Source organism: Roseateles sp. DB2, assembly GCF_051857535.1.
GTDB lineage: Bacteria > Pseudomonadota > Gammaproteobacteria > Burkholderiales > Burkholderiaceae_C > Roseateles_B.
The window spans coordinates 40,256-56,245 of the sequence record NZ_JBPZGY010000012.1; the positions used below are offsets into that span (position 1 = coordinate 40,256).

Here is a 15,990-nt window from a genome sequence, read left to right on the forward strand (position 1 = left end):
GGGATTGGCGAGGCCGGTTGACAGTCGCCCGGCGCCTCACTGCCAGCGCCACTGCCAGATCAGATCCAGGGCGCTGTCCTCCCCGCTCTGGGCGCGCAGGGTGAAGCGCTGGGCAACGCGGTAGATCAGCTGCCAACTGCCCGTCGTGGCGTTCAGCCCGCGCTCGTAGCCCACGTAGACCCGCTTGGAGAGCTGCTTGCCCACCCGCACGATGGCCCCGCGCGTGTCGTCCTGGGCACCCTGGGACACGGACAGCTCGTCCAGCCCCAGGTTCTTCATCAGCCTGCCTGATGCCGATTCGCCTTCGCCGCTGAGCAGGGCCAGGGCGGCACGCTGCAGAAGGGCGGTGTCGGCGCGGCCGAGTTCATCGGGGCCGCGGCCCAGCAACAGCCAGGAGAGCTTGTCGGTCTCGGGTAGCTCGGGTTCCGAAAAGAGCTTGATGCGGGGGTTGATCGCCGTGCCGCCGACGGTCACTCCCACGCGGATGTCGGTGTTGGGCCGCACGGCCAGCACGTCCAGGCGGGGGTTGTCCAGCACGCCGGTGAAGAGGATCTCGCCCTTTTCCACGGTCAGCTTCTGGCCGTAGGCATCGTAAGTGCCGCCTTCTGTGCGCACGGTGCCGACGAGGCTGGGCTTGCCCTCCTTGTGCTGGAGCTTGAGTTGGCCTGTCAGCCGGGTGTCCAGTCCGCGGCCGCGCAGCTTCATCTGTTCGCCCAGGTCCAGGTCCAGCTGCACGGCGACCTTCATGGGCGGGCTGTCGCGCCGCACCGCCGTGGACGCCACGACAGGCCGGCGCACGCGGACGTCCTCGTCCAGCGTGGGCGCATCGCCCTTGCTGAAGTCGAACAGGCCCTCGTCCACGCGAAAGGCACCCTGGACGTCCACGCTGGCCGGCGTCAGGTGCAGCTTGCCCTGGCCGCTGGCGATGATGCGACGGTCCAGGCGGGTCAGCAGGCCGAACTTCTCGGCCTGCAGGTCCAGCTGCAGGTCCGGCTGTGCGCCCAGGCGGGCCTCGCCGCTGAGCTTGAGCTCGCCCTCGGCGGCACGTGCGCTGAACTGCTGCAGCCGCGCATGCGTGCCCTCCAGGGACAGCTGGAAACGGGTGTCCCGCACATCCACGCCCAGCAGCGGATTGCGCAGCGCCAGGCCTTCGCCCTGGGCCAGGCCGCGCAGCTGTGGATCGCCCAGGGTGCCGCCCAGCATGAAGCCGGCAGTCATGGCGCCGCTGACGCGCCAGCCGGCCGGGATCCAGCCGCCCCAGGTGGCCAGGTTGGCGACGTTGGCCTGCACCGTGCCCTCCAGTGGCGTATCCAGCGGCGGCATCAGGGCGCGCGGGTCCGTGCGGGTGACGACGCTGCCGCCAAGCCCGCCGAGGTTGCTGCCGGCCAGGGCCTGGGTCAGGGACCACAGGCCCTGGTTCGCCTGCAGTCGCAAGCCGAAGTCGGTGAGGCCCAGGCGCTGCACGCCGCGGTCTTCGGTCACGCTGAGGTCGCCGTCGAGGCGCTGCAGCTCGAAGCTGAGCTTCGTGCCCTGGCGGGTGTCCAGGCGCAGATGGCCGTCGACCAGGAGGTCTCCGCCCCAACCGAAGTCGGGCTGCGCCTTCGCCAGCAGTGGCGCCAGGGCCAGGGGCTCGAGCTGCGCGTCCACCTGCAGCACAGGCGGCGCGCCGCTGTTCTGGGGCGCCTGATAGCGAACTTCCTTCCAGTGCAGGCGCGCCTGGCCGCCGGCCAGGCTGGCCCGGCCCTCCTGCAGTTCTGCGCTGATCAGCTGGGCCTCCGGGCTCAGTGACAGGCGAGCTTGCAGGGGCTCGATCTGCACCCAGGGGTCCTGGCTGGTGGTGGGCACAGGGCGCAGCCGGGCCTGCTGCAGGCTCAGGCGCCAGTCCAAGGGTTCGGGCACACCGGACAGGCCCCAGGGCAAGGCATTGAGCTGGCCGTCCAGGGCCAGCAGCAGGGCGGCTCCCGGCAAGGGCGGCTCACCGGCCACCAGGCCCAAAGGCCGACCCTGGCCCTGCAGCTGCAGTTGGTGATGGGCCCAGCTGCCGCTCAGGCGGCCTTGCAAGCCCTCCAGCTGAAGGCTGCGCCGGGCCTGGATGAAGCGCAGGGGCCCTGCGTCCAGCGACACAACCAGGGCGTCCGCAAGCGCAGTGCCCAGCTGCCAGTTCAGCTTGCCCTGATCGAGCCGCAGCAGCCGGTCAGGCTGGCGCACCACCAGCTGCTGCAGGGTCAACTGACCCTGGCTGGTCCAGGTCCAGTGCGAGGGCGACTGGGACGGTGACCTGGATCTGGCGCTGGTGGCCGCCACCGTCTGACCGCGCAGGGCCAGCTCGCCCTGCAGCCCGCCTTCCAGGGTCACGCCGGGGGCCAAGGCAGCCAGCAGGGGGTCGAGGGCGGCCAGGCGGGGCCATTGCAACTGGAGCCGGGCCTCAGGGCGTCGGGCTTCCAGGCCCTGGATCTCACCCTGCAGCTGGTTGCGTTCCTGCTCGAGGCTCAGAAGTACCCGGGCTGGTTGCTCATCGCGCAGGTATTGGATCCGGCCCTGCAGCGGCTGGCCCGCCCACTGGCTGGGCAGCAGGCGCAGGCTGGCTTCGCCCTGAGGCCAGGGGCTGCCGGCGCTGCGATGCAACTGGGCGGCCAACTGCAGATTCAAACTGTGTGGGGCCGAGCCAGAGGCGGCCGGCTTCCAGAGCATGCTGGGGTCCAGCTGTTGGCTCTGGGCCTGCAGGCGGGCCTGCCAGTCGCCCTGCTGCTGTCGTATCCACTCGCCCTGCACGCTGGCCGAGGCCTTGCCGGCGCTCAGTTCGGCGCGATGCAAGCGCAGGCCCTGCTCACTCAGCTGGGCCTTGAGCTGCAGCTGGGGCGTGGACAGGGGCTTGACGCCGGCGCTGGCCAGGCGGGTGCTCAGTTGGCCCTCCAGGTCCAGCCAGGGCAGGGGCGCCGTGGGCGCAGACTTCTGGGCGGGTGCCTGGCTGGGCCTCTGTGCCGGCGGTGCGTCGCGACGCAGCCGCAACTGGCCGTCCAGTGCCAGGGCCAGCAGTTGGCTGTGCAGGGCATCCAGTCGCAGGCCATTGAGGCGCAGTTGCAGGTCGGAGGCCTGGTCCGGGCTCAGCTGGCCCTGCGCCTGCAGGCTGCCTGCCGCTTCGCCCTTGGCATCCACCAGGCCCAGCTCCAGCTTGCGGACCAGCAGGGACTGCCAGTGCGCTGGCGCGAACTGGAGATCGGCCTGCAGCCGTGCCACGGGCAGGCGCTGCTGGTCCCAGGGGCCGCCAAGGGCGTTGGTGATCAGCCCCTTGAGGTCGGCCGGCCGCTCCCACTGCTGGGCCTCCAGGCTCAGTTGACCACTGAGGGCCGTGCGCGGCCATTCGGGATTCAGGGCCGCCAGGTCGAATTGCTTGAGCGTGGCCTGCAGGCCCGCCAGGGGCCAGTCGGCCATGGGACGGGCCCGAGCCTGCAAGGCCACGGACTGACCGGCGGCCTCGAAGTCCAGGCTCAGGGCATGGTCCAGCAGCGGGCCCTGGGCCTGCAGCCTGGCCTGCCAGGCCCGGCCCTGGGGCAACTGCCCGCTGGCCTCCAGATGGGCCTGCAGCGCCATGGGGCCGTCCGCCTGGGCACGCATCCCACCTTTCAGCTGCACGGCCTGCCAGCGCAGGGAGTGCAGCTGGATCTCGTGCGATTGCTGCTGCCTGCCATCCAGCTGACCGAGCTTGACGCTGGCTTCCAGCTGGGTGAGCTGTACCTTCGCCGTCGGCAGGTCCAACTGCCCTACAGCCAGTTGGTTCACCTGGACCGACAGCGGCAGGCGCAGGTCCGTGAGCGGCGCGCTGGGCTGGTCAGAAGGCTTCCAGCGGACCTCGAGCCGGTCGGCGCGCAGGCTGTCGGCGTCCAGCCGCGCCCAGAACTGGGGCGACTCGTGCCAGCCCAGGCGAAGACCTTGCCAGCGCAGGCCGTCGAACTGCAGGTCCGTGCCACCAGGCAGGTGCAGGCGCAGCTGCCGGGCGGAGAAATCGCCCAGCAGGCGCCCCTGTGGGGCATCGGCGCTGATCAGGGCGGGCGCCTGCCTCAGCAGCCAGGCGGTGCCGGCCTCGGTGCCCATCAGCCAGACACCGCCCAGGGCTGTGGCGCCCAGCAGGCCAGGCAGGACCAGACCCCAGGCGAGCCAACGGCCCAGGCGTCGCCTGGGTGGCTGTGGAGCGGGCGAGGGGGCTGCGTTCTTGTTGTCGTCGCTCACAGGGCGATCCCCACGCTGAAGTGCAGGCGCCACTTGCCGGTCTCGTGCGCGCGCGCCAGGTCCAGGCGCAGCGCGCCCACGGGGCTTCGCAGCCGCGCGCCGACACCATAGCCCACCACCGGCCGCAGGGATTGCCAGCGGTCGGACACATTGCCGGCATCGATGAAGGCGGCGCCCCACAGCATGGGCAGGCTGTCCATCACGGGCCGGGCGACCTCAAGACTGCCCGTCCAGAGCTTGCGGCCACCGCTGAGGGGGCTGCCGTCGTCCTTGTCTATGCCCAGGCTCTGGTAGGCGTAGCCCCGGACGGAGTCGTCGCCGCCGGCCAGGTAGAGCATCTTGGCGGGCAGCCCGACCTTGTCGCAGGCGATGATCTGGGCGAGGTCCGTGCGGGCGCTGAGGTACCAGCCCGAAGGCAGGGGCTTGAAGTACTCGATCTTGAGCCGCACCCGGCCGAAGGCGCCGCTGTCCTGCCTGGGGGCGTTGTTGTCCGCACGGCCGGCACCCAGCAGCAGCTGGGCGGTGTAGCCCGAGGTGGGCAGCAGCAGGCTGTCCAGACGGCGGCGGGTCCACTGCACATTGCCGGACCAGGCCCCGGAGCGTAGCGATGCGCCCTCATCGTCCGCCTCGATGGAGCGCAGCATCTCGGCAAAGACCAGGCGCTCGTCATGCCCTGCCTCCCGCAGGCGGCCCACGCGGGCGCTGAGGGTGCGGATGTTCTTGTCGTTGTTGAGGTCCTGCTCCCACTGCAGCGAACCGAGGTTGCGCTGCATGTCAGGCTGGGGATGGGAGCTGAGCTCGAACTCCGCCGTGCGCAGCAGCTGGCCCAGCTGGACCTTGCTGCGGGCTCGCAGAGGCAGGCCTGCAGGCAGGCGATGCAGGTGCTCGACACTGGCGTTGTAGCCATTCATGGCGCTGTAGCCGATGCCGGTGGTGGCCTGCTGGCGCGGCGCCTCCTTGACTCTCACCCGCACCGGCACCGCTGCGGCCTGCGCGGCCTCCGGCTGGATGTCCACGCTGACGCCGTCAAAAAGCTGGGTGCGCAGCAGGCGCTCCTGGAAGTCCAGCAGGGCCTGCTCGGTATAGGGCTCGCCGGTTGCGTAGCCGGCCAGGCGCCGCACGGAGTCTTCCGACTGGTGCTGCAAGCCTTCGATCTGCAGGCTGCCCAGGCGGAAGAGGGGGCCGCTGTCCAGGTGCAGGCGGAGGTTCACCTGGCGCGCCTCGGTATCGACCTCGGCGTCGGTGGAGGCCCAGCGGGCCAGGGGATAGCCCTGGGCACGCGCCCTTGCCAGCACGGTGGACTTGGCCGATGACCAGGCGGCCTGGGTGAAGGCGCGGCCCTTCTGCAAAGGCCAGAGCTGCCGCAGCTCGGCCTGCAGGGCCAGGGACCGCGGCGCGTCGGGCCGTCCGGCTTCGGCATCAATCTCGCCTTCGAATTGCAGGTCCAGATCGCCCACCACGCTGCGCGGGCCGGGGTCGACAATGAGGGTCAGGTCTTGCTGGGTACGGTCGGCGTTGACCTGGCGCTGGACTTCGACGTGGGCGTCGAAATAGCCCAGCGTCTCCAGCAGGCTGCGGGCCTGCTCGGGCGCGACGGCGGCCAGGCGGTCCAGCTCCACCGGGCTGAGGCTGTCGCTTTCGGCAATCTGCTGGAAACGGGCGAGGTCCAGGTGGCGGGAAAGCAGCTCCTGCACCTCGCCGCTGGCCCGGATGTCCAGGCGGTAGGCGGCCTTGAGCCGGGTGGTGGCGGCCGCCGCCGGCCGGGGCTTGCCGCCCAGCACTTCCGGCAGACTGCCCAGCGTGCTGCAGGCACTCAGCAGCAGGCTCAGGCCCAGGGCCGCGATCGCGCGCAGGACCACCCTCATTTGCTCAGCAGGCGCATCGCCGATTCCAGCCCCGTGATGGAGAGGGGGAACATGCGCTGGTGCATCAGCTGCTGGATGATGGAGATGCTCTGGCGGTATTGCCAGACGCCCTGCGGCTCGGGATTGATCCACGCGTACTTGGGAAAGGCATGCGTGAGGCGCTGCAGCCATTCGGCCCCAGGCTCCTCGTTGTTGTACTCGACGCTGCCGCCGGGCTGCAGGATCTCGTAGGGGCTCATGGTGGCGTCGCCCACGAAGATCAGCTTGTAGTCCTTGTTGTATTTGCGGATGACGTCCCAGGTGGGCATCTTCTCGGCGAAGCGGCGGCGGTTGTTCTTCCACATGAAGTCGTAGACGCAGTTGTGGAAGTAATAGAACTCCAGGTGCTTGAACTCGCTCTTGGCCGCAGAGAAGAGTTCCTCCACGCGGTGGATGTGCTCGTCCATGGTGCCTCCCACGTCCATCAGCAGCAGCACTTTCACCTTGTTGTGCCGCTCCGGGATCATGCGGATGTCCAGCATGCCGGCGTTGGCGGCGGTCTTGTGGATGGTGTCGTCCAGGTCCAGTTCCAGCTCGGAGCCCTCGCGGGCGAAGCGGCGCAGGCGGCGCAAGGCCACCTTGATGTTGCGGGTGCCCAGCTCGAGGTTGTCGTCGTAGTCGCGGTAGGCGCGCTGGTCCCACACCTTCACGGCGCTGCGGTTGCGGCCGCGGTCCTGGCCGACGCGGATGCCCTGCGGGTTGTAGCCATAGGCGCCGAAGGGGCTGGTGCCGCCCGTGCCTATCCAGCGATTGCCGCCCTCGTGGCGTTCCTTCTGCTCTTCCAGGCGCTGGCGCAGGGTCTCCATCAGCTGTTCCCAGCCCAGCTTCTCGATCTCGGCCTTCTGCTCGGGCGTCAGTTCCAGCTCGAGGTGCTTGCGCAGCCATTCCTCGGGCAACTCGCGGGCAAAGTCGGTGAGCAGCTCCACGCCCTTGAAGTAGGCAGCGAAGGCGCGGTCGAACTTGTCGAAATGGGCCTCGTCCTTGACCAGCGTCGTGCGGGCCAGGTAGTAGAAGCGGTCGACCGTGGGGCCGCCGTCCTCGGCGTCCAGCACGCCCAGCTTCAGTGCCTCCAGCAGGGTCAGGTACTCCTTCACCGAGACAGGCAGCTTGGCGGCACGCAGGGTGTAGAAGAACTGGATCAGCATGGCAGGCAGTAGGAGTCTCGCGGTGATTATCCACAGAGCGGCGCCCGCTGCAGTCCACGCCGCAAGCCTGACGCAAGGCAGGGGCTTAGCATCCAGGGATCGATTTTTGCCGGAAGCGCCATGAACCAGGATGTGGAGCGGACCATGCAGGCCCTCTATGCCGCCATCCAGGAGCAGGACGGGCGCTGGGTGGCGCAGCACCAGGGGCTGCGCATCAGCAGCCAGTTCCAGCCCATCTACAGCCTGCCGCATCGCAGTCCCGTGGGCTACGAGGCGCTGGCCCGCTTTGCCCTGCCGACGGGGGAAGTGCTTGATCCCGCCCGGGTGTTTGCACGAGGCGCCAGTGAGGACGAGCAACTGCAGTTGGACCGCCTGTGCCGGCTGCTGCATGTCCACAACTTCGTGACTCAGGCGGTGCCCAACTGCTGGCTCTTCCTCAACATCCACCCGGAAGTCTTCGTGAGGGCCGCCCGCGAGGCGCCGATGCTGGCCCGGGCCGTGAACACCGTCGAGCAGCTGGGCCTGCCCATGCACCGCCTGGTGTTCGAGGTCACCGAGGAGATCATGTCCCAGGGGGCGCTGTTCGAGGAGGCCGTCGAGCGTGCGCGCGCCACCGGCTGCCTGCTGGCCCTGGATGACTTCGGCGCCGGGCATTCCAACTTCGACCGCGTCTGGCGCATGAAGCCCGAGATCGTGAAGCTGGACAAAAGCCTGCCCCGGCGCGCCCTGGCCTCGCCGCGCATCGCCCGCATCATGGCGCAGATGGTGGCCCTGTTGCACGAGTGCGGCGCCCTGGTGCTGCAGGAAGGCATCGAGGGCCGCGACGACATGCAACTGGCCCTGGACGCCGACGTGGACCTGCTGCAGGGCTTTGGCCTGGGGCGGCCGGCCCCAGACCTGCTGGAACCCCAGGCCAATCCCACCATCGACGGCTTCTGGGACCTGATCGAGGACCGCCAGATGCTGGGCCGCGAGCGCGATGACGAGCGCCTGCAGCCCTTTCGCCATGCCGTGCTCGGCGCCATGGCCCGCCTGCAGGCCGGGGAGAGACTGGACCAGGCCTGCCAGGGCTTTCTTGCCATCAAGGGGGCCCAGCTGTGCTTCTTGCTGGACGAGCACGGGCATGACCTGGGCATGCGCGTCCATCCGGACGTGCAGCAGGACCGGCCGGACCTGCGCTTCGCGCCGCTGGACGCTTCGGGAGATGCGCGCTGGTCGCGCCGGCCTTATTTCCGCCGAGCCATGGCCTCGGTGGGCGAGTTGCAGGTGACGCGGCCCTACCTGAGCCTGCATGGCGCGCGCATGTGCGTGACCCTGTCCCTGGCCTTCTGGCAGGACGCGCGCCTGCGCGTGCTCTGTGCCGACGTGGACTGGGGCGAGAGCGACGAGCGCGGGCTCGACCGCCCGCGCCCCGGTGCCCGCTGAGGCGCCGGCTCAGGCCTTCTTGCGGCTTTGCGGACGTGATGACGGGCGCCGTGAGAGGCGCCCCGCGCCGCGCCGGCCCGGGTCATGTGCTGCCAGCCAGTCCTGGAACTCGCGGTACCAGAGTGCGCTGTTCTGCGGCCTGAGCACCCAATGGTTCTCGTCGGGGAACCACAGCAGCCGGGCGTCGACCCCACGCGCCTTCAGGGTGTTGTAGTAGGCCAGGCCCTGTGCATCCGGCACGCGGTAGTCCTGGGCGCCGTGTATGACCAGGGTGGGCGTCTGCATGCGATGGGCAAAGGCATGCGGGCTCTGGGCTGCCACGCGCGCCGGGTCGTCCCAGTACCAGGCGCCCAGCTCCTGGGCATGCCAGGTGTAGGCGTCGTCTGCGAACATGGCCTGCCAGTCATAGCAGCCGGCATGGCAGACATAGGCCTGGTAGCGGCCGGCCTCCACATGGCCATTCATCCAGGCCACCATGTAGCCCCCGTAGCTGCCGCCGCTGGCAAAGACGCGGTCGCGCGCGATCCAGGGCTTCTTCAGTAGCCAGTCGGTGGCGGCCTCGATGTCCTGCAGCTCCAGCTCGCCCCAGCGCTGGGTGATGGCGTCCTTGAAGGCCTGGCCGTATCCCGAGGAGCCGTGGTAGTTCACGCAGGCCACCACATAGCCCTGGGCAGCGAAGAGCTGGGCATTCCAGCGGAAGTGCCACATGTCGCCAAAGGCCGAATGCGGGCCGCCGTGGATCAGGTGCAGCAGCGGGTGCTTGCGCCTGGCGTCGAAGCCGGGCGGGTAGGTCAGCCACATCTGGACATCGTCGCCCTGGGCGCCCTTGAAGGCGACGGGCTCGACCCGGCCCATGCGCAGGGTTTGGAGCAGGGCGTCGTTGAAGGACTCCATGCGCAGGGCGCTCTCGCCGTCCATCACGCTCAAGCGCGGCGGATGCTCGGCGCTGTCATGCAGCACGACGAGGGTGCCGGCCTGCAGGTCGAAGGCCGCGGCGTGACCGCCCTCGAACTGGGTGAAGGCGGCGCAGGTCTTGACGTCGAAGCGCCAGAGGTGGCGTCGGCCCTCGTCCTCGGCGCAGAAGAGCAGGCCCAGGTCGTCCTCGTCCCATCGCAGCGGGGCCTGCACCTCGCGGTCCCAGTCCTCGGACAGCACGGCCCAGTTGCCGTGGGTGTCCAGCACGCCCAACTGGTCGGGCATGGTGTGCTTGAGGCCGCGATGGCAGGCCAGGAAGGCGAGATGGTGGCCGGCATGGCTGTAGACCGGCGCATGCAGATGCCAGCCCTCCTCCTGTAGCAGGGTGCGCACCTGCCGGCTGCGCACCTCGACCTCGGCCAGCGCGAAGCAGTGGTCCAGGCGCTTGTCCGGCAAGGGGTCGAAGGCGAAGACGATGCGGCGGCCGTCCGGGGAGATGTCGAAGCAGTCGGCGTCAGGCTCCGCGCGGCTGAGTTCCCAGCGCGTGCCTTCGAACAGATCTCGTACCTTGCCGGTCCTGGTGTCCAGCACATGCAGGTGCGGCACACGGTCCATGGGGATGTGATGGTCCCAGAAACGGTACAAGGCCTCGGAGGTCACGTAGCCGCTGGCCTTGCGGGCCTTGTGCCCGGCCCAGGCCTTCGCTTGCGCTGCCGCGCCCTTGAGCTGCGGCCAGACCCAGGCTACGAAGGCGATGTGCCGGCCGTCCGGGAACCACTTGAAGGCCTCGATGCCCATCGGCAGCTGCGTCGCCCGCCGGGCTTCGCCGCCGTCCGGGGCGATGAGGTAGAGCTGCGGGTTCTCGTCCCGCACGCCCTCGTGCTCGCGCCGCGCGAGGAAGGCGATCTGCTCGCCCTGCGGGCTCCAGCGCGGGCTGCTGTCCTTGTCGCCCGCCTGGGTCAGGCGGCGCGGCTCGCCGCCCAGGGTGGAGAGCAACCACAGGCTGCTCTGGCTGCTGTCTCTCTCCAGCGAGTAGCTCGTGAGGCTGGCCACCGCCTGTGCGCCGTCGGGCGAGAGACTGGGTGCGCCGAGGCGCTCGATGGCCCACAGGGCCTCAATGCTGAAGGTCTTGCTCGCGGCCATACGCCTTGCTCCTCGTCATGCGGCACACCGGTGTGCGCACCGGGCCGCAGTGTAGGGGCGAGGCGGGGAAGCGGCTGAGCGCGCCCGCGCTCAGCGGTTGCGGCTCTGCATGAAGACCAGCTTCTCGAAGAGGGTCAGGTCTTGCTCATTCTTCAGCAGTGCGCCCACCAGGGGCGGGATGGCGACCTTCTCGTCCTGCGCGGTGAGCACGTCGACGGGGATGTCCTCGGCCAGCAGCAGCTTGAGCCAGTCGATCAGCTCGGAGGTGCTGGGCTTCTTCTTGAGGCCGGGCAGGTTGCGCACGTCGTAGAAGGTCTTGAGCGCCGCGGCCAGCAGCTCCTTCTTGAGGCCGGGAAAATGCAGGTCGGCGATGCGCTGCATGGTCTCGGCCTCGGGGAACTTGATGTAGTGGAAGAAGCAGCGGCGCAGGAAGGCGTCCGGCAGCTCCTTCTCGTTGTTGGACGTGATGAAGACCAGGGGGCGGTGCTTGGCCTTGATCATCTGCCGCGTTTCGTAGCAGTAGAACTCCATGCGGTCGAGTTCACGCAGCAGGTCGTTGGGGAACTCGATGTCGGCCTTGTCGATCTCGTCGATCAGCAGGGCCACGGGCTGTTCAGCCTCGAAGGCCTGCCACAGCACGCCCTTGACGATGTAGTTGTGGATGTCCTTGACGCGCTCGTCGCCCAGCTGGCTGTCGCGCAGGCGGCTGACGGCGTCGTACTCGTAGAGGCCCTGCTGTGCCTTGGTCGTGCTCTTGATGTGCCACTGCAACAGCGGCAGGCCTATGCTCTGGGCCACTTCCTCGGCCAGCATGGTCTTGCCAGTGCCGGGTTCGCCCTTGACCAGCAGGGGGCGTTTGAGGGTGATGGCGGCATTCACGGCCAACATCAGGTCGGCGGTGGCGACGTACTGCTCGGAGCCTTGGAACTTCATGCTGTGGATCAATGCGGGTAAGCCTGCAAACCAGTATAAGGTCCGTCCCTATAATGCGCCCCGGTGTCAGATCAAGAACTTCGGGACCATGAACAAACTGTTGAAGCTCACCTTCGCCGTTCTCGCTGGCCTCACCGCTGTCGGCGCACAGGCGCAGGACGTCAAGGCGGGTGAGAAGAAGATCGCCATGTGCATCGGCTGCCACGGCATCCCCGGCTACCAGGCGACCTTCCCCGAAATTCACAAGGTGCCGATGATTGCTGGCCAGAACGCCAAGTACATCGCCGCCGCCCTGACCGCCTATGCCAAGGGTGAGCGCAAGCACCCGACCATGCGCGGCATCGCCCAGTCGCTGAGCGAGCAGGACATCGCTGACATCTCCGCCTTCTATGAGCAGCAGGCCCAGGCGCCCGCCGCCGGTGACGCCGCTGCCGCTCCCGCCAACGTGGCCGCGCTGCTCAACAAGGGTGCCTGCGCTTCCTGCCACGGCGCCAACTTCAGCAAGCCCATTGACGGCGCCTACCCCAAGCTGGCCGGCCAGCACGCCGACTACCTCTATGCCTCGCTGAAGTCCTACCAGACCGAGGGCAATCCCTATGTGGGCCGCGGCAACGCCATCATGGCCGGCCAGGTCAAGCAGTTCAGCCATGCCGAGCTGAAGGCCATCGCCAAGTACCTGGGCTCGCTCAATGGCGAGCTGCGTACGGTGCCCCAGAGCAAGATGCGCTGAGCGATCTCGCCGCTTCGGATCAAGCCGCCTTGCTAGGCGGCTTTTTTGTGTCCGATTTGGCTTTTCATCGGAGGGGGCACCATCGATACTGGGCGGCAGTTCCCGGTCCCGCTCCCTACCTTCCACACATGCTCAAAAGAATACCGACCCAGCAAGTCCGGCTCGGCATGTTCTTGCAGTCCATGGAAGGTTCATGGCTGTCCCATCCCTTCTGGAAGACCAAGTTCGTGCTGCGCGAGCAGAGCGAGGTCGAGGCCCTGCTCAAGAGCGGCGTGGTCGCGGTGTGGATCGATGTGGAGAAGGGCCTGGATACCCAGGAGGTCGAGCCCCTGCAGATGCCTACGCTGCCGCCTGAGCCCGCCAGGCCGCAGGAGGCGCAGCCCGTCGCGGCCCCTGCACCTGCACCCGTGCCAGCGCCGCCCGGCGCGCGAGCAAGCCTGCACGACGAGATGGGGCGTGCCGCGCAAATCGTCAGCCGCTCGCGTGCTGCCGTCATCAATCTCTTCGGCGAAGCCCGCCTGGGCAAGGCCATTGACGCCGAGCAGTGCCTCCCCCTGGTCGAGGAGGTGGCCAACTCGGTGTCCCGCAATCCGTCCGCCCTGATCAGCCTGGCCCGGCTCAAGACCAAGGACGACTACACCTACATGCATTCGGTGGCGGTCTGCGCCCTGATGGTGTCGCTGTCCCGGCACATGGGGTTGGACGAAGCGCAGATGCGCGAGGCCGGCCTGGCCGGCCTGCTGCACGACGTGGGCAAGATGGCCATGCCCATAGATGTGCTCAACAAGCCAGGGCAGCTCACGGACGACGAGTTCGCCGTCATGCGCTCGCACCCGGTGCGAGGCTACGAGATGCTGCTGGAGGGCGGCGCTGTGCCGTCCTCGGCGCTGGACGTCTGTCTCCATCATCACGAGAAGATCGATGGCTCCGGCTACCCCAAGAAGCTCAAGGGCGAGGAGATCTCGCTGCTGTCCCGCATGGGTGCCGTCTGCGATGTCTATGACGCCATCACCTCGACGCGTCCCTACAAGAATGCCTGGGACCCCGCCGGTTCCATCCAGCGCATGGCGCAGTGGACGGGTCATTTCGACCCGGTGGTGTTTCAGGCCTTCGTCAAGAGCGTGGGCATCTATCCTGTGGGCACACTGGTGAAGCTGCATTCCGGCCGGCTCGCCGTGGTCGTGGAGCAGAGCCCCGTGCGCCTGACAGCACCGCTGGTGCGGGTCTTCTTCTCGACCAAGTCGCAGCTGCCCATTCCCACCGAGCTGGTCAACCTGGACCTGCCTTCGGCCACCGACCGCATCGTCTCCCGCGAGAATCCCTCCGACTGGGGCTTCAAGCATCTGGACGAGCTCTGGATGAAGGCCCCGGGCCAGGCCTGAGTCCAGGTAGGCAAGACGCGCTTTATCGGCCGTTTAGCGGTGCTTTTGAGCCCTTAGAAGGGCGATCGCAGCCAGGATACTGCCTCCATCTGTCTTCTGACGATGGCCCTGCCGATCATGCCCGCCCACCTCCCGTTTTTCCCCCGCTCCTTCGTGTCCGCAGCGCCTGCGCGCCCGGCTCGTCGTCTGGCTTGCTGGGCGCTGGCCCTGTCGCTCGCGGCCTGCGGCGGTGGTGGGGGAGGGGGCGGCGGCACCGACACGGGCTCGGGCAGCAGCACGCCCCCCGTGCTCAGCGGCGTGGCCGCGACCGGTGCGCCACTGGGCTCGGCCCGCGTCACTGTGCTGGACGCCAGCGGAGCCACGGTGGGGACGGGCAGCACCCATCCCGCCGACGGCAGCTACAAGATCACGCTCAGCAAACAGAACCCCCAGGCACCCTTGCTGGTCGAGGTGCGCGGCCTCAGCGCCCAGGGCGACATGGTGCTGCTGCACTCTGCCGTGCCCAAGGCCGCCTCGGCCATGGTGGCCAACGTCTCGCCGCTCAGCGAGGCCCTGCTGGCCCTGACACTGGGTCATGCGCCCCGTACCGTCTTCAAGGACGTGGCGGGCAACAGCAGCGCCGTGGCTCTGATCAGCACGCAGCTCAGTGCCGCCGCTGATTTCCTCAAGACCCTCATCAAGACCAATATCGGTGACGCCAAGATCACCGATGCCGCCACACTGGACCTGCTGGGAGATGCCAGCTTCGCCGCCAACAAGGGGCCGCAGGATCTGCTGGTCGAGTCCTTGCGGGTGGATCTGGGGAGCAGCAGCGCCGGCGTGCCGCAGTTGGTGCTGGCCAACAAGCTCCGGCCAGGAGCGCCAGAGGAAGTGGTGGTGGACCTGCCGGCGCTGAAGACCGAGCTGGCCAAGGGCAGCAGCGCTGCGCCACTCAACGCGGTCACCAGCACGCTCAAGGCCACCAGCGGCGCCAGCACCGTATTGCCCAATGCCGCCAGCCTGGACGAGCTCCCCGCCGCGCTGAACAAGATGCTGGCTCAGGGCCTGTCGGCCAGTGCCATCAGCACCCACAGCCTGCTCTCGGCCTTCACCGTCAACGACAGCCGTGACAAGGTCTCCATGGCCCTGTACTTCGCGGACCTGGCGAGCAAGAACCTGCAACTGGGGCGTTTCCAGCTCGTGGCCTGCCTGGACGATGTACTCAGTTCCGGCAACTGCACCCGCGTCCAGGTCAGCGCCTACGTGACGGACAGTACCGGCAAGGTGCTGGACATCTTCCAGACCACGGTCAATTACCTCAAGTCGACGACAGCGGGCGTTCCGTCCTGGCGCCTGTACGGCAATGGGCGCAATCTGGAATTCAATGTCCTGCCCGTGGCGGTGGCCAGCTTTGGCGGCGACGGCAGCCTGCAAGCCGGCAGCGCGGCGAACCCTCGCGTCGGCGTGCAGCTGGACCTGCAGGGCCAGACGCTGGACGCCCCGATCACCGGCGCGCTCGACAGCGGCGTTGTGCAGACCCCCAATGGCTTTGCCATTGCCATGGCCTACTGCGCCCGGCCCCGCATGTGCATCAGCAAGATCCCCGGCGCCACCAGCACCACGGCGACTGGCCAGGCCACGGACTTTGCCCTTCTGCAGGACAGCGTGGGCTGGATAGGCGGCGCCGATGCCCTGCGCGCAGCGAAGTACAGCACCACCTTCACGCAGACGGGGGGGACGCCCAAGACCCAGCCCGCCTTCCTGCGTGCCGACGTGCCCGCCAGCCCGGCGAGCAGCCGCTTTCCGATGATCGACGACCTCAGCAGCAGCAGCGTGCTGCTGGGCCGCCAGCTGGTCACCGGTCGCAAGTACAGCTGGGCCAAATGGGCCGAAGCCAATCCGGACATGCGCATGCTGAGCATCCGGCTCGTTCAGGCCGCCAGCGCGGGCACGCCCTCCTTGCGAGAACTCAAGCTGGCCCTGCCGGTCAGCACCGAGCAGGCCTTGGGCGCAAGCGTCTTGCCGGGCGGCCTGACCCCCACGGTCAGCGAGTTGTGGCTTGTCGCCGCGGACTCCCTGGGGCGTCGCTATTACAGCCGCTTCGTGCTGAACTACTGAGTCCTGCCGGCTTGTCCCGGGTGGCTGCAGCGCATGCCGCTACAGTTGCCTCATTGGCCACGGCCGTACATCCCCCAGGCTCTTTACCG

Annotated in this window: 9 protein-coding genes; 4 read left to right on the forward strand and 5 right to left on the reverse strand. The window is 68.4% G+C overall.

The window, feature by feature from the left end:
* Positions 1-36: 36 nt before the first annotated feature.
* The 3 genes from ACS5PK_RS16905 to ACS5PK_RS16915 are packed head-to-tail and all read right to left on the reverse strand — an operon-like array spanning position 37 to position 7,276.
* Entirely contained in the window at positions 37-4,227 is a 4,191-nt protein-coding gene (locus ACS5PK_RS16905; protein ID WP_439441427.1) for a translocation/assembly module TamB domain-containing protein, read from the reverse strand.
* A complete protein-coding gene (locus ACS5PK_RS16910) occupies positions 4,224-6,092 on the reverse strand; it encodes an autotransporter assembly complex protein TamA (protein WP_439441428.1) in 1,869 nt (622 codons plus the stop codon). Before ACS5PK_RS16910 ends, ACS5PK_RS16905 begins: the two co-directional genes overlap by 4 nt.
* Positions 6,089-7,276 carry a vWA domain-containing protein gene (locus tag ACS5PK_RS16915; RefSeq protein ID WP_439441429.1) on the reverse strand — a complete coding sequence of 396 codons (1,188 nt, stop codon included), beginning with the start codon at positions 7,274-7,276 and terminating at the stop codon, positions 6,089-6,091. The genes ACS5PK_RS16910 and ACS5PK_RS16915 overlap by 4 nt, the downstream gene beginning before the upstream one ends.
* A 120-nt stretch (positions 7,277-7,396) precedes the next feature.
* Between ACS5PK_RS16915 and ACS5PK_RS16920 the strand changes: the two genes are divergently transcribed.
* Positions 7,397-8,701, forward strand: a complete 1,305-nt coding sequence (locus ACS5PK_RS16920; protein WP_439441430.1) for a sensor domain-containing phosphodiesterase — start codon at positions 7,397-7,399, stop codon at positions 8,699-8,701.
* Positions 8,702-8,710: 9 nt separating this feature from the next.
* Here ACS5PK_RS16920 and ACS5PK_RS16925 read toward each other — a convergent pair whose 3' ends face one another.
* Positions 8,711-10,759, reverse strand: coding sequence for a S9 family peptidase (locus ACS5PK_RS16925; protein WP_439441431.1), 2,049 nt, complete (start codon positions 10,757-10,759; stop codon positions 8,711-8,713).
* A gap of 90 nt (positions 10,760-10,849) precedes the next feature.
* The gene (locus tag ACS5PK_RS16930) at positions 10,850-11,692 is read right to left on the reverse strand and encodes an AAA family ATPase (protein WP_439441432.1); all 843 of its coding nucleotides are present in this window, start codon (positions 11,690-11,692) and stop codon (positions 10,850-10,852) included.
* An 88-nt stretch (positions 11,693-11,780) separates the two neighbouring features.
* Here ACS5PK_RS16930 and ACS5PK_RS16935 point away from each other — a divergent pair, with 88 nt between their 5' ends.
* The 3 genes from ACS5PK_RS16935 to ACS5PK_RS16945 all read left to right on the forward strand — a co-directional run bounded on the left by ACS5PK_RS16935 (position 11,781) and on the right by ACS5PK_RS16945 (position 15,901).
* On the forward strand, positions 11,781-12,422 hold the full coding sequence (locus ACS5PK_RS16935) for a c-type cytochrome (protein WP_439441433.1): 642 nt from the start codon (positions 11,781-11,783) through the stop codon (positions 12,420-12,422).
* A 128-nt stretch (positions 12,423-12,550) separates the two neighbouring features.
* Positions 12,551-13,804, forward strand: a complete 1,254-nt coding sequence (locus tag ACS5PK_RS16940; protein ID WP_439441434.1) for an HD-GYP domain-containing protein — start codon at positions 12,551-12,553, stop codon at positions 13,802-13,804.
* 117 nt (positions 13,805-13,921) lie between these two features.
* Positions 13,922-15,901: a hypothetical protein gene (locus ACS5PK_RS16945; protein WP_439441435.1), complete on the forward strand. Its 1,980-nt coding sequence runs from the start codon at positions 13,922-13,924 to the stop codon at positions 15,899-15,901.
* Positions 15,902-15,990 lie beyond the last annotated feature (89 nt).